Source organism: Oribacterium sp. C9, from assembly GCF_002007235.1.
GTDB lineage: Bacteria > Bacillota > Clostridia > Lachnospirales > Lachnospiraceae > Oribacterium.
In genome coordinates, this window is sequence record NZ_MUHW01000009.1 from 44,570 (window position 1) to 68,533 (window position 23,964).

Annotated in this window: 21 protein-coding genes, 3 tRNA genes and 1 riboswitch; of the genes, 21 read left to right on the top strand and 3 right to left on the bottom strand. The window is 44.7% G+C overall.

The window, feature by feature from the left end; all coding sequences use genetic code 11:
• Nucleotides 1-4: 4 nt before the first annotated feature.
• The 8 genes from BXO88_RS07125 (at nucleotide 5) to BXO88_RS07160 (ending at nucleotide 8,589) form a co-directional block, all read left to right on the top strand.
• Complete coding sequence (locus tag BXO88_RS07125) at nucleotides 5-229, top strand: hypothetical protein (RefSeq protein ID WP_078037059.1); 225 nt, start codon at nucleotides 5-7, stop codon at nucleotides 227-229.
• Nucleotides 230-539: 310 nt separating this feature from the next.
• Nucleotides 540-1,634, top strand: a complete 1,095-nt coding sequence (gene hflK, locus BXO88_RS07130) for an FtsH protease activity modulator HflK (RefSeq protein ID WP_242945172.1) — start codon at nucleotides 540-542, stop codon at nucleotides 1,632-1,634.
• Nucleotides 1,634-2,524, top strand: a complete 891-nt coding sequence (hflC, locus tag BXO88_RS07135) for a protease modulator HflC (RefSeq protein ID WP_078037060.1) — start codon at nucleotides 1,634-1,636, stop codon at nucleotides 2,522-2,524. Before hflK ends, hflC begins: the two co-directional genes overlap by 1 nt.
• Before the next feature lie 58 nt (nucleotides 2,525-2,582).
• Nucleotides 2,583-4,397: an ATP-dependent helicase gene (locus BXO88_RS07140; protein ID WP_078037061.1), complete on the top strand. Its 1,815-nt coding sequence runs from the start codon at nucleotides 2,583-2,585 to the stop codon at nucleotides 4,395-4,397.
• Between the two features lie 26 nt (nucleotides 4,398-4,423).
• Nucleotides 4,424-5,095, top strand: a complete 672-nt coding sequence (locus tag BXO88_RS07145) for a response regulator transcription factor (protein ID WP_078037062.1) — start codon at nucleotides 4,424-4,426, stop codon at nucleotides 5,093-5,095.
• Nucleotides 5,096-5,099: 4 nt separating this feature from the next.
• Nucleotides 5,100-6,683 (top strand): sensor histidine kinase, encoded by a 1,584-nt coding sequence (locus BXO88_RS07150; protein WP_242945173.1) that lies wholly within the window; start codon nucleotides 5,100-5,102, stop codon nucleotides 6,681-6,683.
• A gap of 200 nt (nucleotides 6,684-6,883) precedes the next feature.
• A complete protein-coding gene (locus BXO88_RS07155) occupies nucleotides 6,884-7,114 on the top strand; it encodes a hypothetical protein (protein WP_206099972.1) in 231 nt (76 codons plus the stop codon).
• A gap of 5 nt (nucleotides 7,115-7,119) precedes the next feature.
• Nucleotides 7,120-8,589 (top strand): hypothetical protein, encoded by a 1,470-nt coding sequence (locus BXO88_RS07160; RefSeq protein ID WP_139355539.1) that lies wholly within the window; start codon nucleotides 7,120-7,122, stop codon nucleotides 8,587-8,589.
• A gap of 87 nt (nucleotides 8,590-8,676) precedes the next feature.
• On the opposite strand, the gene BXO88_RS07165 is transcribed toward BXO88_RS07160, so the two are convergent.
• Nucleotides 8,677-9,324 (bottom strand): hypothetical protein, encoded by a 648-nt coding sequence (locus BXO88_RS07165; RefSeq protein WP_078037064.1) that lies wholly within the window; start codon nucleotides 9,322-9,324, stop codon nucleotides 8,677-8,679.
• 273 nt (nucleotides 9,325-9,597) lie between these two features.
• A riboswitch (FMN riboswitch) is annotated at nucleotides 9,598-9,712 on the top strand.
• Nucleotides 9,713-9,923: 211 nt separating this feature from the next.
• On the opposite strand from BXO88_RS07165, the gene BXO88_RS07170 reads away from it, so the two are divergent.
• The 7 genes from BXO88_RS07170 (at nucleotide 9,924) to BXO88_RS07200 (ending at nucleotide 16,679) form a co-directional block, all read left to right on the top strand.
• The gene (locus tag BXO88_RS07170; protein ID WP_078037065.1) at nucleotides 9,924-10,547 is read left to right on the top strand and encodes an ECF transporter S component; all 624 of its coding nucleotides are present in this window, start codon (nucleotides 9,924-9,926) and stop codon (nucleotides 10,545-10,547) included.
• A gap of 63 nt (nucleotides 10,548-10,610) precedes the next feature.
• The gene (locus BXO88_RS07175; protein ID WP_078037066.1) at nucleotides 10,611-11,411 is read left to right on the top strand and encodes a creatininase family protein; all 801 of its coding nucleotides are present in this window, start codon (nucleotides 10,611-10,613) and stop codon (nucleotides 11,409-11,411) included.
• 99 nt (nucleotides 11,412-11,510) lie between these two features.
• Nucleotides 11,511-11,585, top strand: a tRNA-Pro gene (locus BXO88_RS07180).
• A 141-nt stretch (nucleotides 11,586-11,726) separates the two neighbouring features.
• Nucleotides 11,727-11,801 (top strand) — tRNA-Pro (locus BXO88_RS07185).
• A 185-nt stretch (nucleotides 11,802-11,986) separates the two neighbouring features.
• Nucleotides 11,987-12,061: transfer RNA gene (locus tag BXO88_RS07190), tRNA-Pro, on the top strand.
• 269 nt (nucleotides 12,062-12,330) lie between these two features.
• On the top strand, nucleotides 12,331-13,488 hold the full coding sequence (locus BXO88_RS07195) for an exonuclease SbcCD subunit D (protein WP_078037067.1): 1,158 nt from the start codon (nucleotides 12,331-12,333) through the stop codon (nucleotides 13,486-13,488).
• Entirely contained in the window at nucleotides 13,485-16,679 is a 3,195-nt protein-coding gene (locus BXO88_RS07200; protein ID WP_139355540.1) for an AAA family ATPase, read from the top strand. The genes BXO88_RS07195 and BXO88_RS07200 overlap by 4 nt, the downstream gene beginning before the upstream one ends.
• Before the next feature lie 85 nt (nucleotides 16,680-16,764).
• On the opposite strand, the gene BXO88_RS07205 is transcribed toward BXO88_RS07200, so the two are convergent.
• Nucleotides 16,765-17,250, bottom strand: coding sequence for a hypothetical protein (locus tag BXO88_RS07205; RefSeq protein ID WP_078037069.1), 486 nt, complete (start codon nucleotides 17,248-17,250; stop codon nucleotides 16,765-16,767).
• Between the two features lie 317 nt (nucleotides 17,251-17,567).
• Here BXO88_RS07205 and BXO88_RS16500 point away from each other — a divergent pair, with 317 nt between their 5' ends.
• Nucleotides 17,568-17,738: a hypothetical protein gene (locus tag BXO88_RS16500; protein ID WP_168171645.1), complete on the top strand. Its 171-nt coding sequence runs from the start codon at nucleotides 17,568-17,570 to the stop codon at nucleotides 17,736-17,738.
• 91 nt (nucleotides 17,739-17,829) lie between these two features.
• On the opposite strand, the gene deoC is transcribed toward BXO88_RS16500, so the two are convergent.
• A complete protein-coding gene (gene deoC / locus BXO88_RS07210; protein ID WP_078037070.1) occupies nucleotides 17,830-18,468 on the bottom strand; it encodes a deoxyribose-phosphate aldolase in 639 nt (212 codons plus the stop codon).
• 205 nt (nucleotides 18,469-18,673) lie between these two features.
• Between deoC and BXO88_RS07215 the strand changes: the two genes are divergently transcribed.
• The 5 genes from BXO88_RS07215 (at nucleotide 18,674) to BXO88_RS07235 (ending at nucleotide 23,925) form a co-directional block, all read left to right on the top strand.
• Nucleotides 18,674-19,357 (top strand): TIGR00266 family protein, encoded by a 684-nt coding sequence (locus BXO88_RS07215; protein ID WP_078037071.1) that lies wholly within the window; start codon nucleotides 18,674-18,676, stop codon nucleotides 19,355-19,357.
• A gap of 112 nt (nucleotides 19,358-19,469) precedes the next feature.
• Nucleotides 19,470-19,658: a putative motility protein gene (locus BXO88_RS07220; protein ID WP_078037072.1), complete on the top strand. Its 189-nt coding sequence runs from the start codon at nucleotides 19,470-19,472 to the stop codon at nucleotides 19,656-19,658.
• 344 nt (nucleotides 19,659-20,002) lie between these two features.
• Nucleotides 20,003-21,097 (top strand): FIST N-terminal domain-containing protein, encoded by a 1,095-nt coding sequence (locus BXO88_RS07225; protein ID WP_078037073.1) that lies wholly within the window; start codon nucleotides 20,003-20,005, stop codon nucleotides 21,095-21,097.
• 15 nt (nucleotides 21,098-21,112) lie between these two features.
• Nucleotides 21,113-22,072: a methyl-accepting chemotaxis protein gene (locus BXO88_RS07230; RefSeq protein WP_078037074.1), complete on the top strand. Its 960-nt coding sequence runs from the start codon at nucleotides 21,113-21,115 to the stop codon at nucleotides 22,070-22,072.
• A gap of 194 nt (nucleotides 22,073-22,266) precedes the next feature.
• Nucleotides 22,267-23,925, top strand: coding sequence for an RsiV family protein (locus BXO88_RS07235; protein WP_078037075.1), 1,659 nt, complete (start codon nucleotides 22,267-22,269; stop codon nucleotides 23,923-23,925).
• Nucleotides 23,926-23,964: the final 39 nt, after the last annotated feature.

Genomic DNA, 23,964 nt, shown 5'->3' on the forward strand with positions numbered 1-23,964 from the left:
TTTCATGAGAAAGGAAGTGTACATTATGCCTATCACAACCGGAAGTTTTATGGAGTATCTGATCATCCTAATAGGTCCATTCGGAATATTAACTCTGTTTGCAACCCTTATGATGTACAACTTCACCCAGAGTAAGGGCATAGTTGTACATGCGGTATATTCTCTGTTTATGGTCATAGACATCTTTACCATAGCAAGTGCCGCCCGTTTCTTTTTCAATCTGCACTAGAGCGACCTTCTGCAAAATAGATCTTCCCATCCCCCGGGGAAGATAAATACGACGATATCCGAAGCCACACCGAACAGGTGTGGCTTTAATCATATGTACAATCGTGAAAAAGAAGTAATTTAAGAGCTTCCCCGACATCGCAGAATTAATTATTTTTTTACGAAAATCTTGTGTTTAAATTACCGCTATTCTTAATAGATTTTAAGTATGCTATCATGTCATAAATGGAATAAGTCTGGCTGTGACTTATGCTCACGTAAAAGGGAGACAGACTACATTACATATTTTATAGCTATAGAAGGAGTAGTTAATGAGAAATAAAAAAGATATGAACGGGCCTCAGCCTGATATGCCTCATTTTGAGATGCCCGATCCTGAAAAAGCCAAAGCCCGTTTTGGAAAAGTCATTAAGGTCATAGTAGCCGGCGGCGTTCTGGCAGCCGGATTGTTCGTAGTAAATTCAGGACTCTACAGGGTATCGGAGCAGGAACAGGCCGTAGTTACACGCCTTGGTAAAGTACAGGATGTAAAAACCGCCGGCATGTACTTTAAAGTTCCTCTTATCGACACAGTTCAGAAGGTCAGAACCACAACCTATGGTATCCCTATCGGTTATGTGGCAAATGAGAGCTACGGAGAAAACGGCTATGCAGAGAATATCCCCGAGCAGTCACTCATGATCACTTCTGATTTCAATTTCGTTAATACGGATTTCTATATCGAGTACAGGGTCTCAGATCCTGTCAGCTATCTTTATAATTCAAGAAATCCTGAGGATATACTCGAGAACCTTGCACAGGCAGCCATCAGAACAGTAGTATCCAACTACAACGTAGACGATGTCATGACCACCAGCAAGAACAAGGTTCAGTCAGACGTACGTGACTCTCTGATAAGTGCCCTTACAAAGGCGGATATAGGTCTGGAGGTTGTCAATGTCTCCATCCAGGACGTTGAGCCGCCAACCAAGGAAGTCATGTCAGCATTCAAGGCTGTTGAAAATGCAAAGCAGGGATCAGAGACCTCCATAAACAATGCAAACAAATATAAGTCAGAGCAGCTTCCGGCCGCAGAAGCAAACGCAGACAAGATCGTAAAAGCCGCAGAGGCGACAAAGGAAGCCCGTATAGCTGAAGCTCAGGGTCAGGTGGCACGTTTTAATGCCATGTACGACCAGTACAGGATAAACCCGCTCATCACTAAGCAGCGTATGTTCTATGAGGCTATGGAGGATATACTTCCTGATCTTAAGGTCATCATCGATGACGGAGGAACTCAGACCATGCTTCCTCTTGAGAGCTTCGTAAGCGAGCGTACAAGCTACAATGCAGCCGGTATACCGGTGCCTTCCTCAATTACCGGAAACGAAGAGGACTATGAAACAACCGAGGAGGACGCAAACTAATGAAAAAGACATTTACACTGATCAGAGTTGTAGCTGTTGTTGCATTGATCTTTTTACTGATGATCTCCAGTTCATTTTTTTACACCGTGGCTCCAAACGAGTACGGTGTAGTCATGCATCTCGGACGTATCACCAGAGTCTCATCTGAGGCAGGATTTTACAGCAAGCTTCCTTTCTTCGAGACTGTGAGATTTATACCTAAGGATCTTCAGATCTATGATATACAGCCTTCTGACGTTATAACAAAGGACAAAAAGTCCATGATCGCAGATGATTTCATCCTCTGGAAGGTAACTGATCCTGTAAAGTTCACACAGACACTGAATGCTTCCACCAGAAGTGCCGAGGATCGTGTCGGAGTAGCCGTTTACAATGCCACAAAGAACATCCTTTCATCCATGTCTCAGGACGAAGTCATTGCCGCAAGAGGCGAGCAGCTCACCAAGCTCATCACAGAGGATTCAAACTCCGATATAGGAGGATACGGGATCACCATCTATGAGGCAAAGATAAAGGCTCTGGACCTCCCGGACGACAACAAGGATGCCGTATATGAGCGTATGATCTCCGAGCGACAGAACATCGCCGCATCCTACAAGGCTCAGGGTGACAGCCAGGCGCAGAAGATAAGGAACGACACAAACCGTCAGGTCACCATCATGGAGGCAGAAGCGAAGAAGCAGGCTGCCATCACAGAGGCGGAGGGTGAAGCCGAGTACATGAAGACTCTTTCCGAGGCTTATAACACAACAGATAAGGCGGATTTCTACAACTACATCCGCTCTCTCGACGCCCTGAAGAATTCCATGAAGGGAAGAGGCGACAAGACCATCATCCTCGACAAGGATTCCGAGATAGCAAAGATACTGTACGGAACAGGACTTCACTGATATATGGTCTGAATTCAGACTATATGAAACTGACAAAGCTCATGGTACACTTAGTGCCATGAGCTTTTCTAATGAACAAATAACAGCAATAAATCATATCTACGGTCCGGCTTTGGTGCTTGCCGGCCCCGGTTCAGGAAAGACCACAGTCATAACTCACAGGATAATGCACCTTCTTTCTATAGGTGTCCCCCCGGACAAGATTCTCGTCATAACATTTACCAGAGATGCCGCCATGGAGATGGAGGCAAGATTCAAAAAACTTCTGCCTGAATCCGTAAATCAGGTCAGCTTCGGCACATTTCATTCCATATTTTTCTATATACTGCGTCTACGCTATGATCTTTCCTTCAAAAATATAATCACAGACAGGAATAAGACCTTACTGCTTCGGGAACTGACAGCAAGAGAACACATAGACAGTTCCTACGATACAGACTTCTTCAGACTGCTTCTTTCCGAGATCTCAAAATACAAATCCATGGGTGAGAACGGCTCCTCCTTTAAATCAAAGCTTATCGACAATGATAAATTCCATCGCATCATAGCCTCCTATCAAAGTGAGCTGAAAGAGCAGAGACTGCTTGATTTCGACGATATGCTGCTTCTGTGTCATGAGCTTTTTCTGAAAGAGCCTGATGAACTGAAGCTTTGGCAGAATAAGTACAGCTTTATACTGGTAGACGAGTTTCAGGATATAAATCCGGTACAGTACAGCATAGTCCGTATGCTGGCAGAGCCGGAGAACAACCTCTTTATAGTAGGAGATGATGACCAGTCCATATACCGTTTCAGAGGGGCTGAGCCCTCCATCATGCTGGGCTTTGAAAAGGATTATCCTGCCACAAGGCGAATACTTCTCTCCAACAACTATCGCTCAAGATCAGAGATCGTTAATTTCGCAAAGAAAATGATAGCCCATAACCGTGAGCGATTTCCAAAGGATATCAAAGCAATAAACGGTCATGGAGGAACAACTCTCTATTACAAAGCAGGAACTCCGAAGGCGGAATATGCCCAGGTCATAAGAAATATCCTTAAGGAACTGAGCTCAGGAATCCCTTTTAGTGAGATCGCAATCCTGTTCAGAACAGAAATGATGGTTCAGCCCCTTGCGGCGGAGCTCACCAGACATCAGATTCCCTTCTGTTTAAAGAACAAAGTCAAAAATATCTATGAATGCAGTCAGGCACTTGACATTATCTCTTATCTGAAGCTATCGGAGAATATGGGCACAAGGGCGGATTTTCTCCGAATCATGAACAAGCCACTTCGATACATTTCCAGAAAGGCTTTAGATGGAAGAGAGATGAGCTTTGATAAACTGAAAAGCTACTATAGCCGCTCAACCGGGATGCAGCGGATCATAGACACCATGCTGCATGACCTTAAGACTTTAAAAAAGCTGCCGACCTACGCCGCCATCATTTACATCAGAAAAAAGATCGGTTATGAGGATCATCTTTATGCCTGTCAGAAAGAAAACCATGTAAACCCCGAAAAGCTGCGTGATATAATGGACGAAATAGAAGAAAGTTCCAGGGCCTTTCCCGACAAGAAAAAGTGGCTTCAATATGTGGCTTCCTACGGCAATGAACTTAGGAATACAAGACAGGAGCAACATGACGGGATACGACTTATGACTTTCCACGGCAGTAAAGGGCTTGAGTTTGATATCGTGCATCTGATTGATATAAACGAAGGCATCGTTCCAAGCAGCAGAGCCATCTCTCCTGCGGATCTGGAGGAGGAGCGGCGTGCCTTTTATGTGGCATTAACAAGAGCCCGGAGAGAATTTCACATTTACTTCACAGAACAAAGATATAGTAAGCATTGTAGTCCAAGCAGATTCATTTACGAAGGGCTGAAGTGAATACAACAGAAATAAGAGGTACAGTTATGGAACGATTAAAAGTACTCGTTGTTGATGATGAAGAACGTATGCGGAAGCTTATTTCCGATTTTTTAAAAATAAAAGATTTTGATGTAATAGAAGCCGGTGACGGTGACGAAGCCGTGGACAAATTCTTCTCGGACAAAGACATCGCACTCATCATCCTTGACGTAATGATGCCGAAGATGAACGGCTGGGATGTGCTGAAGACCATACGAGAGCACAGTAAGGTACCTGTCATCATGCTCACCGCCCGCTCCGAGGAGCAGGACGAGCTCAAGGGCTTTGAGTACGGCGCTGATGAATACATTTCCAAGCCTTTCTCGCCAAAGATCCTTGTAGCGAGAGTTGAAGCCATACTTCGCCGTTCGGGAATGAACCAGGAGGATGTCGTAAACATCGGAGGCATAGAGGTGGATAAATCTGCCCACTCTGTAAAGATCGACGGGGCAGAGGTGGAGCTCAGTTTCAAGGAATACGAGCTTCTTGTATATTTCATAGAGAACAAGGGCATAGCACTTTCCCGTGAGAAGATCCTGAATAATGTCTGGAACTATGACTATTTCGGTGATGCCAGAACCATTGACACCCATGTGAAGAAGCTCAGAGCAAAGATGGGCTCAAAGGGAGACTACATAAAGACAGTCTGGGGCATGGGCTACAAATTTGAAGCATAAAGATATGAAAAACCCACACATGAAGCAACCTTCGATACTGAAAAAAAGCATAAAATGGCGATATACCTGTATCTTTATCTGTATCATCGCCGCCATACTTGCAGCCATACTTCTGGTGAACACATTTCTTTTAGAGCGATATTATACGAAAGAGAAAATAGCTACACTGGAGATCGCGTACGAGACATTGGACCATATGATAGATACCGCCTCCAAAAATGATCAGTCTGTGTCAACACTTTTTCCGCTGAACTACGATACAGCGGATCCCAGCACTGAGACCCAGGGAACCAGCTACCTGAAGACCCTGTCAGAGACCTACAATATCAATGTTCTGATCCTCGATACCAGAACCGACACTATTTTCTCCACCTTCGGAGACCTGAACTTTCAGTCCAGGAAGCTGAACCAGTATATATTCGGAAACAGAACTCACTCAACAGCAGAAATAGTGAAATGCTTTAACAACTATTCCATAGAGAAGACCTCCGATAACATTTCCAAGAATACCTATCTGGAAAGCTGGGGATACTTCTCGGACAACACTACCTGCTTCATCATGTCCATGCCGGTTTCCAGCCTTCGTGAGTCTGTGAGCTTCTTTAACAGATTCCTCCTGTTCATAGGCATCTTCGCCATGATGGGAGGCTCCATCATCGTTTATTTCATGAGCCGTGAGATAACAAAGCCCATAAACCAGCTTGCGAGACTCAGTGAGAAGATATCCGCGCAGGACTTCAGTGCCAGATATACCGGTGATTCCGTCGACGAGATAGGCGTCCTCGGCAATTCCATGAACACACTGTCAGAACGTCTGCAAAATTCCATTGCCGAACTGAAGACCGCAAACAACGAACTGCAATCGGATATAGAGAATAAAACTAAATATGCGGAACGTCAGCAGGAATTCGTTGCCAATGTTTCCCACGAACTTAAGACCCCCATCGCTCTGATACAGGGATATGCGGAAGGTCTCAATGAAGGTCTAGCGGACGATCCTGAATCGAGAGCCTATTACTGCGGTGTCATCGTGGATGAGGCAAAAAGAATGAATACTCTCGTACACGAGCTCATGAACCTTAGCTCCATAGAGCAGGGCAAGGATCTTCCTGATTTTGCACTCTTCGATATCTCAAATGTAGTAAAGGGCGTCATCACTAAATCCGACATACTCATTAGACAGCAGGATGCCCATGTGGAGGTCGATATCCCCGAGGGCACCATGGTGTGGGCAGATGAGTTCAAGATAGAGCAGATCATCACGAATTATCTGAACAACGCCCTGCATCATCTTGAGGAGCCGAATAATATCAGTATCTACTCACAGAGAGAGCCCAACAACATCGTCTCCATACATGTGACGAACACAGGAAAACCTATCCCTGAGGAGGATCTCCAGAAGATATGGGAGAAGTTCTTCAAGGTGGACAAGGCTCACACCAGAAGCTATGGCGGAAGCGGATTAGGGCTCAGTATAGTAAAGGCCATCGTTTCAGCACATCATCAGAAATGTGGTGCGAAAAACACCCGTACCGGAGTGGATTTCTGGTTCACACTGGAGAGGGAGAACAAGCAGCGAATACGATAATCTTTTATGGGTCATAATTTATACCGTTATCCTTTGTAAGGCATGGCAATTGACTTTCCGGATATGGTGTTTTAGATTATTATAATTGAGTGCAGACTCGAGATGTCCTTTCATACCATATTCCTGATAGAGACGGTCTTGCTTTCTGCCCATATTGCGAGGGCTAAACATTGTCCCTCAACTTAATTTTGGAGGTAATTATGATCAATCCGGCAGACATGCTCAAAATCGGGGGCATACTTAGAAAATTCCAGAATAACCACCCGAAGGTAGTGGCATTTTTAAATCACGAGCTCTCTTCAAACATTCCTGTAGGTTCTGTTATCGAAATGACTGTTACAAAACCTGACGAGGCTCCTGTCACAACAAATTTCAGGGTTTTGCAGGATGACTTAGACATGGTTGACACACTTAAGAAGATGCAGAAATAAAACACATGAATTTATCCAATTTATTAAAAGATCCCATCGACATCCCTTTACTGTTTATATACGTAGTCGGGGTGCTCATCATGGTTTACAGTGCCATGCAGTTCGTGCATGGCTTTTTGTATAAGAAAAAGCCTTACATCCGTTCCGGTGTGAAAACCTTCATCATCGCGGTCGTTCTGCTGGCTCCGAGACTTCTGTACCAGCACATCCGAATAGACGGCTCGGACTACCTGAAGGAGGTCAGGTCCTCTCTCAAATCCGTTTCATCAGTCTTCGATACTGCAGGTGCGGCAGACAACTCCAATCTGCAGGCTCAGCTCGAAGCACTTTCAGAGCGGCTTTCAGATGCCGGATACTCTGTGGAGCTCACTTCCTCTGTGGGAAATGATAAAGACGGCAGTTTCACTGTACGAAATCTCAGTGCGGCAAAATCGGCATCCGATGCCGATTCTGACATCATTCTTATCAGCACTTCACTCGATTCAGACGGAACTGAAGCAGGCTTTACGGATGATGCCGCCAATATCTCCGTGCTGGAATCAGTGGCGAAGAAATCACAGAAAACAAACACCGCTGCCGAGATCAGATTTCTTGTCCTCACTGATGGAAGAGGCGGGCAGGATGGCGCATATACCTATATTGACTCTCTTACAGAATCTGAAAAAGAACGGTTAATAGGAAATATTTCCTTTGATCTTACCGGACTTTCCGATTACACCGGTTTTGAAACATCTACTTCAAACGGAGTTGACAATCCACTTTCTGTTATTATCGGTTCTTCATTGAAACGTATGACCGGTCAGAAGGCAAACATAATGCAGAATAAGGAAAGCTTAGATACAGCCTTTCAAGTGAAGGGGGTATCTGGAGTACTTCTCAAACAGGCATATGTGGAAAAGGCGGATGCCGCCAAAGCTCTTGATAAACTGAATGAGGATGAGATAGCAGATGCTGCCGCCATCATCTCTGATGCTGTTAATGAGCTTATAAGATCACAGAATTCAGGAGCTGCAGCTTCCCTGAGAACACTTAGTTCTGATGAAAAGGTCCGTTACAGCTCCGGTTCATTCCGAAAGGACAGGGATTCCTTCATGTGCGGCGCTTCCTTAAAGGAAATCTCCGAGAACTTCGGAACACCCCTTAAGGCCACGGGCATTACGGATGCCTACGGAAATGAAACCTATGAAGGGCATCTCTATTTACTGACCTTTGATTCACCTGTACCGGTTATTTTCCATGTCAGTGCTTCCGGTCTCGAAAGAGTGACTATCGATACCGGCTCCATCTCTTCAACAAAGGATGAACTGACTCAGATTCTGAAAAATCTGTTCGGTGAGCCTGAAGATACGTCCGGTATTATCCTCTGGAAGGACGAGAAGGCGAATGCTTCATACTGTATCGGAGATTCCGGAAGCCCGGATGCTGTAAGCAGCATGACAACCGGAGGATACAGTTTTTATATCACTTCAAACTGATTCCATGAATTGAAAACTCCTGACAGTTGGTCAGGCAACTTAGCCTAAACCAACTGACAGGAGTTATTTTTAACCGTATTTTCAGATTTAACCAAAAATCCCTGTAGGAGAGGAGCCCAGCAATACGCAAAAGCCCACCTCAGAGCTTGTGTAATCCTGAGAAACAGTATATGCACTGCTCGAACCTGCTTCAACAACTGGTGTTGTCAAGCTCTGAGCGGCAGTTGCCGATGAAGATGCTGCCACAGCCTGAGCGGTGACATACGCGGATGCTGAACTGCCGGATGACTGTATATAGGTATCGATAGTTCCAACAGCATCTATCACAGGTGCTGATGTCGTATTTACTGAACCGACTGTCACATCAGCCGCATTACCTGCATCAATAGCAGATGCAGCAGTGATAACAGGAGCCGAAACTGTACTTACTGTGATGGATGAGACATTTACAGCATTAGAGCCGGCATCGGCAGCTGATGAGCCCTGACCGCCATCTGGAAGAACATTCACAGCTGTCACCACCGGTGTTGCAGCAGTACTCACGTTGTTGTATGACGACGCAGTGGCATTTACATAGTTCCCCGCTGCTGAAGTCTGCGAAACCAAGGTGGTCTCTGATGTTCCCGGTAATGTGGAAACCTCTACTACCGACGCTAAAGAAACGGTACCTGATGCAAGGACCATAAATCCGCTCATCAGCATGATTCTCAAAACTTTATTTATATCTTTTCTCATGGTAATCCTTTATTTCCTGATTCATCATCCGATAAAAACACGGATCCTCCGGCTAAAAGTTGTCTTAGGATCGTCAAATACCGGAAAGTTATGTGCTTCGCACCTCTACGATTATTATATTCCATAAATTCCCCCGTAAAATTTACATTTATTCTACGATTGGTGTCGATTTATGAGGTATCTGTCACCCGTCATGACACTTATCTCAAAAAATGGATATGGAGTCATTGACAGTCTCTCTGCCACGTGATAGTCTAGGCTTAGAAAAAGAAATAAGTTCTTCGGGGCAGGGTGCGATTCCCTACCGGCGGTATAGTCCGCGAGCCTTTGTGCATGAACCGGTGTGATTCCGGTACCGACAGTAAAGTCTGGATGAGAGAAGAAACGTGACGACGCGATCATTTATCTCAGTACCCGAACAGGTACTGAGATTTTTTATTTTATATAAATGCCGACGCATAATCGAAAAGGTAACCTTTCACGATAAGTCATCTATCTCTAAGAGCTTGTTTCCTCAGATCAATACCGGAAATGTCAGCCTTGGCCTTTGGAGTCTTTCGGGTCCATGCAGACATTTCAATTAAAAGGAGGACAACATCATGTCAAATAAGTTAAATGTTCAGAAACTGGTTTACACAGGACTTCTTACAGCCCTTGCGGGAGTGCTCATGTCTTTCGAGTTCAGCATTCCTTTCTTCCCGCCTTTTTACAAGATAGACTTCAGTGATGTTCCCAGTGTGATCGCACTTTTCACCATGGGACCTTTATCCGGTCTTTTCGTTGAGATCGCAAAGCTTGTAATCAAGCTCATCACCGTCGGAACAAACAGCATGTATGTTGGTGAGGTTTCCAACATTCTCGGCGCATTCCTTTTCATCTTCCCATTATGGTTCCTTTACAGGAAGACCGGTAAGACAGATAAGGGCATCGCTATCGCACTGATCGCCAACATTTTCATCCGTACAGCATGGATGTGCTTCTGCAATGCTTTCATCACACTTCCTATGTATGCAGCGGCTATGGGCTTAAGCGTTGATGATGTTGTGGTTATGGTAGCTAATGTGAATCCGTTCATCAAGAACCTCCCAACATTCATCATTCTCGCGACTATTCCTTTCAACCTTATCAAGTTAAGCCTTGTTTATACTCTTTCATATATTCTTTTCACAAGACTCAGAGTTTCTGTTCCGGGCTTTCGATCAATGAAGACAACTAACGCATAAATAACAGTTTTTAAAAGGCGAATGTTTCCATCAGTGAGACATTCGCCTTATTCAGGAGTAGCTATGATCAAAAATTACAGAGATTTAACAAGAAAAGAAATGGAGGCTGTCGATAAGGAGAGTACCATCGTTATGATTCCTCTTGGAGCTATCGAACAGCATGGTTCGCAGGCTCCCCTCGGCACCGACGCCATGATAGCAGAAGCCATGCCGGGATATGTTAAGAGGGAACTTGAAGCAATGGATCCCGATTTTCCAATGCTTGTTTTCCCTGCCATTCCTATCGGTCTGTCCATAGAGCACCTAAGTTTCACAGGCTCCATATCCTTTAAGCCTGACACCTACTACCATATGCTCTATGACATTGCAGAATCTATACACAATCACGGTTTTAAAAAGCTTGTTTTCCTGATCTGTCATGGAGGAAACCGTCCTATGGCGGATATCCTGTCAAGGCAGCTCCGACACGATTTCGGGATGTTCGTATTTGTACTTGCTTCAGGCGCCTTCCTTGATCCGGAGGTTCAGGCAACCATAAGTCCTGATAATCACTGGGACTTCCATGGGGGAGAGATGGAAACATCCATGATCATGGCCATCCATCCTGAAACCGTTAAGCTAGAGCTTTCTGAAACAGGTTATAAGGACGGAGGATACAAGGGAAAGAAGATACTGAACTTCTCCGGTGATGCCGCCATAAGCTGGATGGGCTCGGATCTCAGAACAAAGGATGGAAAGCCTATAGGAATAGGCGGTGATCCAAGAGGTGCTACAGCAGAGAAGGGTGAGATTATCTTCAAACGATCTGCTGAAAAGCTTGCAGCTGCTCTGATAGAGGTGAGAGACTGGGATATAAATGCTTAATGCAGAATCCTAAAAATCAAAAAAGTATAAAAAACCATTGCCAATAGACATATATTTTTGTATTATTACTAGGTCGCTTGTTATGAGCGACTTAGATATCGGGGTGTGGCTCAGTTTGGCTAGAGCGCTTGGTTAGGGACCAAGAGATCGTGGGTTCAAATCCCGTCACTCCGATGATTTAAAAAGGCGAAGATTCATGTTTCCGTCGATACGGCATGGATTTTCGTCTTTTCTCTTATTTTTCAAAAAAGTGTTGACAATACCTATTAATTTTTGTAATATACAACGGTCGCTTGAAGCGAGCGACAAAAAGCTCGGGGTGTGGCTCAGTTTGGCTAGAGCACCTGGTTTGGGACCAGGGGGTCGCAGGTTCGAATCCTGTCACCCCGACGATTTGTAAAGAACAGGAATCCTTGTTTTTCAAGGGTTCCTGTTTTTTTATTTTTCGTTATAGTGGTGCCAGGTGATGCCAGACTTTTTCATACAATGCCGACAAAAAAGCAAATTTGTTGTTGACAAATACCGATATCGAATTATATAATATCAAAGCTGTCTGAAACGGGCAGCAAAAAGCTCGGGGTGTGGCTCAGTTTGGCTAGAGCACCTGGTTTGGGACCAGGGGGTCGCAGGTTCGAATCCTGTCACCCCGACGATTTGTAAAGAACGGGAATCCTTGTTTTTCAAGGTTTCCCGCTTTTTTTATTTCTAATTTTGGTGGTGCCGGGTGGTGCCAAACTTTTTTACATAACTCCAACAAAATAACATTTATAGTTTTAGATGCACCGATTCAGAATAAAATCAAAAGTCAAAAGTCAAAGCGCGTATTTCCTCATGCTATAATGGTAAAAGCGTGACCCTGATAAGCCGATCATTCGGCACCGGTTTTAGGATGCCGGCTAACGGGCACAGAAGGAGTACCATGACTTTTTACCATTTATCAGACCTGCATCTCGGGCTCAAGCTCATCAATCACTCTCTGCAGGAAGATCAGAAATATATCCTCGACAAGATAATCGAATATGCAAAAAAGGATAAGCCGGATGCAATAGTCATCGCAGGAGACATTTACGACAAGGCCATCCCTTCGGCAGAAGCAGTGGAGCTGTTTGACGACTTTATCTCAGGTCTGACAGCCGCAGCGCCTCAGTCGGAAATCATGCTCATCAGCGGAAATCACGACAGCGCTCCACGTCTCGATGTTTTCAGGAATATCCTGAAACGCCAGAAGATACATATGATAGGAAACCCGCCTGAGAAGCCGGAGGATCACATAGAAAAAGTGACTCTGCAGGACAGCTACGGTCCGGTCAATTTCTACCTTCTTCCCTTCGTAAAGCCCTCCATGGTGAAGGCCATAGTCGGTACAGACAAGAACGGAAACAACCTTTCCTATAACGATACGCTTCACAAGCTTTTGGAAAGAGAGGATGTCAATGTCAATGAGCGCAACATCCTCGTGAGCCACCAGTTCTATCTGCCCACAGGGAAGGATGCGTCTGAGATAGAACGTATGGGCTCAGAGATATGCACCGTCGGAAACATTGACCAGATCTACTCTGATGTTCTCGAACCCTTTGATTACGCAGCTCTCGGACATATTCATAAGCCAATGAAGGTGGGAAGCGAATTCTACCGTTACTGCGGAACACCTCTTGCATGCTCTGTTCAGGAAGCAGGACAGGAAAAGGGCATCATCAGGGTGCGTCTCGATGAAAAGGGGCAAAGAAGCACTGAAGTTCTGCCTCTGGTACCGATACGCCAGGTGATGGTCATAAAGGGCAGTCTCACCGAAGTTCTGTCAAAGGGCTGCGATGATTTCGTAACCGTCATACTAACTGACAAGGTGGATCTGGATGTTCTCGATATGCAGGACAGACTTCGCTACGCCTTTCCAAATCTTCTGGAGATACGCAGAGAGACTCTTAGAAAAAGTGATTACAAGCTTCATTTCAGCGAAGAGAAAGCCCTCGATCCATATGAGCTGTGCTGTTCGTTTCTGGATGACATGGATTCGGATGAGCAGTCACTCTTACGAGATGTCATAAATACTGTCAAGGAAGGAGGAGATGCACTTTGAGACCTATATCTTTAACAATGCAGGCCTTCGGTTCATACGGACATAAAACCACTGTGGATTTCACCGTGACCAGACAGAATCTTTTCCTCGTAACGGGAGACACTGGTGCCGGAAAGACCACCATTTTCGACGCAATAGTCTTTGCACTTTATGGAGAGGCCAGCTCCGTCAGCAACAAAAAGGACGGAACGGAGCTACAGAGTCAGTATGTGGATTTCGATGTGGAGCCCTTCGTGGAGCTCACCTTCACAGAATCGGAGGGCGGAGAAGAAGCGAGCTATACCGTGCGTCGTGTGCCCAGACATTTGCGTCCGGCGAAAAGGAAAGGCGCAAAGGATCAGAGCATCAGCGAGTCTGTTTCCCTCATCATGCCTGACGGTACGGAATACCCGCAGAAGGAAACGGATTCAAAGCTAGAAGAGGTAGTAGGTCTCACCAAGGGGCAGTTCATGCAGGTTGCCATGATTGCCCAAGGAGAATTCATGGAACTACTTCGGGCCAGATCCGATGAAAAAAAGATAATATTCCGAAAGCTCTTTGCCACTGAGTTGTATCAGAAAATAGTGGATGAGCTTTTCACCAGAAGAAAGGGAAAGCTCGAAGAGATTTCAAGGATACGCACAACATGTCAGGCAAATGCAAAGCTCGTTAGTGTTCCTGACTCTTTGCCTGTATCCGCAGAGCTCTCCGAACTGAAGGAAGGTATCACTTCATCCGAAAGATTAAATGTTTCTGAAATGGAAAGGTTCCTTGAGCTTTTGAAGGAGCTTTGTGAGCTTCTCGCAGAAAAGCATGAAGCCATTCAGAAATCCTATGATGTTCTTTCTTCCGAACGCGATAAAATACGAGATGCCCTGACAGAGGGACAGACCGTTTCCGTATCGTTCTCACAGCTTGAGGAAGCTTCGGCAGCTCTTTTGGAGTGCGAGGCTGAGAAAGCTCAGATCGAAGAGTCAAAAAATCTTATTTCTCTCATAAAAGGAGCCTACGAAATAAAGGCGGAATTTACCCGCGTATGTGATCAGGAAAGAGTTATTTCAGATACAGAAAAGACTCTGGCGGAGCTTGATGCCAAACTGCCGAAGCTTGATGAAGCAGTGGCTGCTTCATCAAAGGCAGAAGCGGAGGCTCTGGAGAAGGCTTCAAAAGAGACCAGGAATCATGCCAAGGTCGATGAGAAGGTCAAAAAGGCTCTGGAGTTATTTCACAATATAGCCCTGGCAGAGGAGGCTCTGACGGAAGCCGGGAAGACCTGCACGGAAGCTGAAAAATCCCACGAACAGGCAAAGAAAGCCCTGGCAGAGCTCGAGCAGAAGGAATCCTCATGGCGCACAGCAGAAACCCTTCTTTCTGACACACCTCAGAAAAAAGCCATATGGGAAAGTAAAAACAGGGAGCTTCAGGCTCTTCACTCAGATCATGAAGAGCTTATAAAAACTTCCTCAGAGGTTGATGCGCAGCGCTCAAATGTGGAAGCTGCAAGGATAAACTACGGAAAAGCCAGAGAGAAATATAATCTGCATAACGAGGAATATATCACGAAGCAGAACAGTTTTCTCGATGCTCAGGCGGGATTTATCGCGAGAGAAAAGCTTAAACCCGGAAGTCCCTGTCCTGTCTGCGGTTCTCTAGAGCACCCTTCTCCATGCCGCCTGTCGGATGAGCACAGGGAGCTCACCAGAGAAATCATCGATGCTCTCTCAAGGGACAATGACAAACTGAGAGAAGCCATGGAAAAGGCATCCACAGAAGCAGCCACAGCAGAAAACTCCCTTAAGGAAAAGAATGTAATATTTGAAGCCGCAAAGGAAAAGCTTCTTAAAAAGATAAAGGAGCTTTTTCCTGAGATTTCCGTTGAGACTTCCGTTGAGGCTGCCATGGAAAAGCTGGAGCTTTGGGAGCAGGATTTCAGCAGAGAAGGGGAGGAGCTTTCCACTCAGCTTAAAACTCTGGAAGAAACCAGAAAAAATCTTTCTGATGCTTCCGCTTTGAAGCCCCGACTGCAGGCAAAAGCAGATGATGCTTTAAATATGCTGACAGAAAGTAAAACTGATATCGCCGCAAAGAAGCAGGCACTTGATAGTTTTACATCACAAAAGGAGTTTGATACAGAGGATGCCGCAAAGGAAACTCTTTCTGCGGCAGAGCTCACAAAAGACAGGGCAGAAGCATTGGCAAAAGAAGCAAAAACAGCAGCAGAAAATGCCCGTGCCGAAAAAGAAGGTACCTCAGCTCGTATAGAGCAGCTGCGTGAAGACCTTCCAAAGCAGCAGACTGAGCTAAGCACACGTATCGAAGGATATCGAAAGCTCATGGCAGAAAAAAAGCTCAGTGAGGAAGAGTGGAAGTCAACGACAGAAAGCCACCCTCAGTCCGAGGCAGAACGGCTTCAAACCGTGATCGACGCCTTCAACAGGAAAAGGGCGGCGGCAGAGGCTCAGATAAAAAACGCCAGGGCTGCCATCGGTGATAAGGTAAAGCCGGATCTCGAAGCATTGAAGCTTGCATACGACCAACAGGAAGAAAAGCTCAAGGCAGAAAAGACATCTCTTGATGCACTGAATGACGATCTCAAGATAAACAGAAAAGCCTATGATGCTCTGGCTCCGAAAATGGAAGAGAGATCATCAGTCATGAAGGAATTCAACCGAATCGACAGCCTCTATAATCGTCTGGGAGGAAAGGTTACCGGGGGACGCATGGATATCGAGACATTCGTCCAGAGATATTATCTCGAAAGAATACTTTACGCTGCCAATGCAAGATTTCAGGATATGTCCGCAGGTCAGTACGAGCTTCGTATGACTGACGATGAGCAGGCAGGAGCCGGAAAGAACCGCGGTCTCGACCTCATGGTATATTCAACAGTTACCGGAAAGGTTCGTGAGATCAGGACTCTCTCAGGTGGGGAATCCTTTATGGCGGCGCTTTCCCTTGCACTCGGCATGGCAGATCAGATACAGGAAAGCTCTGCGGCCATAAATCTGGATGTGATGTTCATAGATGAAGGTTTTGGTTCACTGGATGATCATTCCAGGGATCAGGCCATCAAGGTTCTTCAACAGATGGCAAGCGGCTCCAAACTGATCGGTATCATTTCCCATGTCTCAGAACTCAAGCAGGAGATAGATGACCAGCTGCAGGTTTCAAAGGACGAAAACGGAAGCCACATCAGGTGGCAGATAAGCTGAGAGTTTAATTTCAAAAAAGCTGTACCATCCGGCAAAACCGGACAGTACAGCTTTTTATATATAACTCCCCCTATAAGTTTAAAAGCTAATTGTAACCAACACCCATTATGAATTCCCGGACTGTTTCCACATTTTCATTGCCTGTTCTTCCATAAAGGAGGGTGTTGTCAACAGCACATAGATGGTGATAATCCTTTCTTCCTGTCAGCTTATATATCAGGAAGTTGTCGCCGGAATAGTTTACATTGGCTGAGCTGACATAGGTATCTTCAAGTGTCTTTCTAAATATATCGAACTCATTGTCAGCAGTATAAGTATCATCAAATACGTAGAACTGACAGACCATTCTTCCGTCACTGCTGCTGGCACGAAGTGCACTGATAAGCCCATGAACTCCGGTATACTCCGCAGTATCATCCTTCACATCAAATCCCGCAGACTCAGCTGCCGAGATGAATTTCTGATTATCTATAACGTTTTTTCTGAATTCGATCTGACTTACTACTCCGCATCCGACTGCAATCAGAACGGCAAACAAGTATACACAAATAAAAGCCCCTCTAAATCTCATAACACCCTTTTCCTCCTTGAAAAACCCTACCTCCTAGAACACGACAGGTTATGGTTAAAAGACTTTACTTTCCCTAAGATTTTTTTCAATAAAACAAAGCATCCATTCTTTAAATGTCTACATCTAATATACGCTTTTTTTTATCACAAAAGTGTCACAATTCGTAAGAATTATTATAAAATCACATAAATTTTTGCACTATTTTGTTTCGCAAATTAGACATAATGCGTTATAATATCTTTAAAGAGGGGAATGCCGATATATGTGGAGATCTGTCCGATAATCCATATCGATCAGCAGGAAAGAGTTGGAATAGTATGAATATAATAAGTAACAGAACACTTCATCAGAAAATATTTGAAAAGGATCAAAAAAGCAGAAACGGAACCGTATCCTGTAAGAGACCTGTTTTTGACACAGCTATCATAATTAATTTCGATGATCACACCAGGAAAAAACTTTTCTATGTAAAGGTGGAAGCTCTTTAAAAATGATTTAACTGAAAAAGCCGGCGTTGTTTAACGTCGGCTTTTTCATATAACAGCTATTCACGGTCTGTATCTTATTTTTATATCATCTTCATTTCACTATTCTTACACCGCTTGAAGCGCCGAGCCTGTCTGCACCGGCTGCGATAAGCTCCTCTGCGAACTTCTTTGTATGAATTCCACCGCTTGCCTTTATCTTCAGGCGGTCACCCACAGTCTTTTTCATGAGACTCACGTCGGAAACATTGGCACCTGCTGTTGAAAAGCCTGTAGAAGTCTTTACAAAATGAGCTCCTGCCTCCTCGGCAAGCTCACACGCCTTCACCTTTTCCTCGTCCGTAAGGAGACAGGTCTCGATGATAACCTTCACTATAGCAGGCTTAGAAGCCTCGACCACGGCTCTTATATCATCTCTCACCAGATCATAGTTTCCATCCTTTATACCGCCTACATTGATGACCATATCAACTTCACCGGCGCCTCTTTTGACAGCTTCTGATGCTTCAAATGCCTTTGCCGAAGTGATCATGGCTCCCAGCGGAAAGCCTACCACAACGCAGGCGGTAACATCTGAACCCTTCAGCTCCGAAACGACCGTATCGATATGACAGGTATTGACACAAACCGAATGAAATCCGTATTCCTTTGCCTCTTTGCAAAGAGTTTTTACCTGCTCGGTTGTGGCATCCGCCTTTAATATAGTGTGATCTATCATCTTTGCTAAATCCATGTTAAACCTCCAAAAAAACTATCGTCTGCAAGTATCTGATAACTGTACCGGATCCTTCTCACTGTACATCAGTTTAAACTTATCCCGAAAAGCATAATTTTAAGACACAATACCCCATTTGTAATGTTCATTTTCAGGGGCGTCCTGTATAATTGTATTTGATATTTTTTGTTCGTTCAATCTAATCATGAAAGGAGTAAAAAAAATGAGATATTCTATCGAAGGAGAACCTTTTCCAGTCGTTATATGCGACCTTGAAGCCGGAGAGGAGATGATCACCGAATCCGGAGCCATGTCATGGATGAGCAACAACATGAATATGGCAACTCAGGGTGGCGGACTCGGAAAGATGTTTGGTCGTATGGTTTCAGGAGAGACCATCTTCCTGAACCGCTACACTGCAACCGGAGGACCCGGCATGATCGCATTTGCTTCCAGCTTTCCGGGTTCCATCAGAGCCTATGAGATAGGTGGCGGCAAGGAGATCATCGCTCAGAAGCGTGCTTTTCTCGCTGCCACAAGCGGAGTTGAGCTTTCAATAGCTTTCCAGAAGAAGGTGGGCAGTGGATTCTTCGGAGGTGAAGGTTTCATCATGCAGAAGCTCTCCGGAAACGGAATGGCATTCCTTGAGTTCGACGGATATGTAAAGGAATACACTCTTCAGCCGGGACAGCAGATGATCATAGATACAGGTTACCTTGCAGCCATGGAAAACACCTGCTCCATCGATATCCAAATGATCAAGGGTGTAAAGAACGTGCTCTTCGGCGGCGAAGGACTTTTCAATACCGTGCTCACAGGTCCGGGCAGGATCTGGATCCAGTCAATGCCTATCCCTCAGCTGGCATCAACACTGGTACCATACCTTCCGATCGGTAAAAATAATTAACTGCCATAAGTGGTCAGTTTCAACCCGCGAATCATAACATGATATAAATTTGCAAATCGGCTTATATTTTTAATTTTCCCGCCGATAGAAGCGTCACAAGGAGGTGACTGCGATGGACATTATTTCAAATATTTCTACGGTTGCGTCCAATTTTTCCATGCATAAAGTGGCCACTGCCATCGGTACCGCCATACTCGGAAAGGTATTGGATCAGGCCGAAGAAGGAGGAGAGGATATGCTGAAGCTTTTAGAGCAGTCCGCGAATCCTGATTTAGGAGCAAACTTTGATGCCATTGCATAGGAGATTTGTTGTTTCGGGGATTATTTTTATGAGGCAGAGTTCACTGCCTTAACGAGAAATATTCTACCGAAAAGGGGCAGGCGTTCACAGGGATCGTGAGCGCCTGTCTTTTTTATTTCCAACCGACAATTTTTCCTTATTTTTGGAGATTTTCGTGAATTTTTTTCAAAATAGGTATTATTTTTATTTGAATCTGCCGATAGAACATATGTGATTTACAGTGAGAGTGTCGTCAAAACTCCTTGTATAACATATTATTTGACGACCTGATGCGTGAAGATAATTAATGAATGACGCCATGAGGTCTTTTGCCCATCCCGTCATTCATTTCTCAGGAGGTTTCTATGCAAAGTAAAGTAGGCTACAGTTCACATCATGATGCCAGGTCCGCAGTTGATGAAGCAACTCGTGAAATTAGTAATCCTATCGGTCTTATCATCATGACTGATCATGATCGCCTTGCCGAGATTTCGACACTCCTAAAGAGAAAGTATCCCAAAGCACAGTCCATCGGTGTCAGCGGGATCAACTATTTCAATACACAGTACTCCGATCATAACCTCGTAGTAGCAGCTATCACCGGAGATGCCGTTCTGGACGTTGGAGTCATGAGAAATCTTTCAACCTGCCCGGCAGCAGACATTTCCATCCTCAAGGACAGTATACGTGTCGTTAACGGAAACAGGGATAACACTGTTCTCATCGAATACTGTACCAATGACGAGGAACGTCTCACCACGACGCTCAATATAGCATTGGGCGAGACCGGGATCCATGTAGTCGGAGGAACGGAATTTGGTTATCCTGCTGATGCAACTCCGGCTGTCACAGTAAACGGACAGCTATATCCTGACGCCTGTGCCTATATGCTCCTTAAGAATACAAACGGCGGAGTAAGGGTTTATTCCGAGATAGCATATGGTGCCATGGATGGTCATCCTATGCACAAGGTAACCAGGGTAAACCTCAAGGATAAGCAGGTTTACGAGGTAGATCACAGACCTGTTGCCAATGTCTACAGCAACGAAATGCAGGTACCTGTTGATAAGGTTGTAGACAGCGTTCTCGAACACCCCTTCGGTCGTATCGTAGGAGATCAGGTATTTATCGCATCCCAAAAGGAATTGAAGGACGGAAACTCACTTACATTCTTTAAGAGACTTAACGTGAACGATGCCGTATCCATTCTCAAGTTAAATGATTATGACACCATCAACAAGGAGACAGTAAGAGAGATTCTTTCTGAGGTTCACAAACCTTCACTGCTTATATCTGTTAACTGTATCTACAGATATCTTCTTTATACCGGCAATGGCTTCTTCGGCACGCTCCTTCAGAATATGGCTTCTTTGGGACCGCATATCGGCAATATAGGCGGCGGCGAACAGATAGATAATCAGCACGTAAATCAGACCATGGTCGTTGCTGTATTTGATTGATAAGGAGGATGTACGATGTTTGCTTTAGGAAAAAATAATCAGAGCTCAAACTATACGGTTTCTTCAAACACATCCTTCAAAACAGACGAGCTGGAGGGATTGAGATCCATAGGTGATTACGCACTTAAGCAGAAGATTCTTCTTCAGAACGAAGAAACAAAAACCTCTGATGATCTTTTGGGTATTCAGAATTCTTTCGACATAGTACGGCAGAAATCCGATGAGATCTCCGAATCCGTGAACTCTTTCCAGACACAGTTTTCGAGAGTACAGGAAATCGTTGACCGCTTCGACAGTATCATCAACAAGATGGCGGAGACAGTCAAGGAATCTCACAGCAGTATGGACATGGTCAGAGAGAAGTCCAACGACGTTTATGAGACCATTTCTGCAGTTGAACAGGTATTCGAAGAATTCCAGAAGAGCTTCGCAGAAATCTCCAAGAACGTAGGCGCCATCAACAGGATCGCCAGCCAGACAAACCTCCTCGCTATCAATGCTTCCATCGAGGCTGCAAGAGCGGGACAGGCCGGAAAGGGCTTCGCTGTAGTTGCTACGGAAGTCAACAAGCTCTCGAAAAACATTCAGGAGATCGTCGGTTCCATCGACAGGAGTATGAACGATCTTAATTCCAACAACTTGAAGCTGAAGGATGCCATCATTAACACAAGGGCTGCGATCGACGAATCTCAGACTCAGGTAAATGAAACTGATGCGGTTGTAGACAGTATCAATGCTGTTTCCGATGACATCGCAAACGGAAACAAGGAAATGCTTCAGGTATTTGATGATTGTAACCAGAATATAGACATCGTCGCAAACAACGTTCGTGATTCCGGTGTTTATTACGACAAGGTTGAAGCTGACATTCAGACCATGATGACCAACATCACCAAGAAGGGCTTCGTCTTTGAGGATCTGAACAATGCTCTCGAACAGATCGAGCCTTTGGTTGACAGAATGCAAGGCAGATGATAAAGCGGATGCACCCTAACATCCACTCTTTCATAAATATTTATACCCCTTCTTTAATAGCCCGTAGCTAAGCTGCGGGCTATGTCCTCGTAGAGGATTTTTCTTCTTTTGTAAACATTTCTAAAGTAATTTCTAAATCACTTCAAGTTCTTTTGATGATATAGTTTTATCGTTAGTATAGGAGGATGGAAAATATGAGAAAACATTTGAGAAGGATGGCAATCGCCTCGTGTATAGCCCTGCTTATTTCCGGATGCGGAGTTCAGAACATACCGGGGATACCGGAGACTACACAGTCAGGAACCGAGGCCGAAGAATCGACTGCTGCAGAGACAGAATCTTCGGAAGAAAACAAAACTCCCGTTTCTTCCGAAAAAATCGAGCAGCTGAGCTTTGAATGTAAACCAAATTACGATTATGTGTACAAGGATCCGAAAGCAGAGTCAGACTCAAAGCTTATCGCTATAGGACATTATCCTTCGATCAGACTGGGATTCTACGAAGATGGTGATTTCAAGGAATATGATGATATATATGAAAAACTGTCTGCCAGTCTTTTGGACTATACGAGAGCTAAGGAAAAAGAGTTCAAATCCTTTGTGACAGAATGCCGTGAGGTCGCTGAGGAAGATGAGCGGTTTAAAGATAACTCGGAGAACTCCTATGATCACTATTACGCTGTAGATATGGATGCGACCGTTACCCGTTCAGATTCTGTAGTCTTCAGTATATTTGACACTACATACCTCGAGATGAACGGTCCTCATCCAAACACAACATTTGACAGTTATAACATCGATTCCCAGACAGGAAAGCTCCTTAAGATATCTGATGTTGTAACTGACAAGGATGCTTTCATCGATGCCGTTGACAAAAAGCTTCACGAAGATTATCCGGATCTGGATAATGAACTGTTCGATCCTGATCTGAAGGGTACTCTCAGTGACATGTATGATGAAAAGGACGGTCTCACCCTCACCTTCAATCTGACATACGACTCACTTGTTGTATCATTTGCAGCATACGAGCTGGCATCTTATGCTGTAGGTCCCAAGGAGTCTGTGCTCAGCTTCAAGGAATATGGAGACCTGATAGACGAGAGATTCACGAAAACAGCAGATAACTTTGCATTTGCAGTAAGCACCAGAACACCTTACAGCTTTGAAGCAGATGATGGTTCTGTAAAGACACTTACTGTTGACTACGAACCTTCTCAGGGCGAGTACATGGATGACTGCTATGACATCACCATAACTCTCGATGGAAAAGAATTTACCGATACTATCCAGTACACCTATGGTATCTATCCTTACCTCATGTATCAGGACAAAAAGCTCTTCCTCTTTGTTCGAAGCAAATCGGATAATGACTATGAGTTTACCAGCATCTATGATCTGAACGGCGATAAAGCCTTTAAGGTAGAGGATAGCATGGATGGTTCATTCTATTCCACGATTCCTGTCGATCCGGACGATTTCATCATGTACACAAGGTCGGCTCTTTTAAGCACCTACACCATTTTCCGTCATTATGAGCTTGATTCAGACGGAAGACCTCTGCCAAAGACCGAGGAGTGGTGGATACAGACTGACATCGAGCTTAAGCTCAAGAAGCCTCTGACACTTAGTATCATGGATGATCTCACAAGAGACGGAATCGATAACGGTAAGGATGAAAAGCTTCCTGAAGGAGCTGTCCTTAAGCCAAAGCGCACCAACGGCTACAGCTGGGTAGACGCAGAAACAGAAGACGGCAGATTCGCCCGTATCTATGTAGAAAATTCCGACTGGCCACAGACTGTGGACGGAACTGATATAGAGCAGATTTTTGACGGAATAATCTTTGCCGGTTAAAATACTGCATAATTCTATCCATGACTTCCGGCTCTGAAC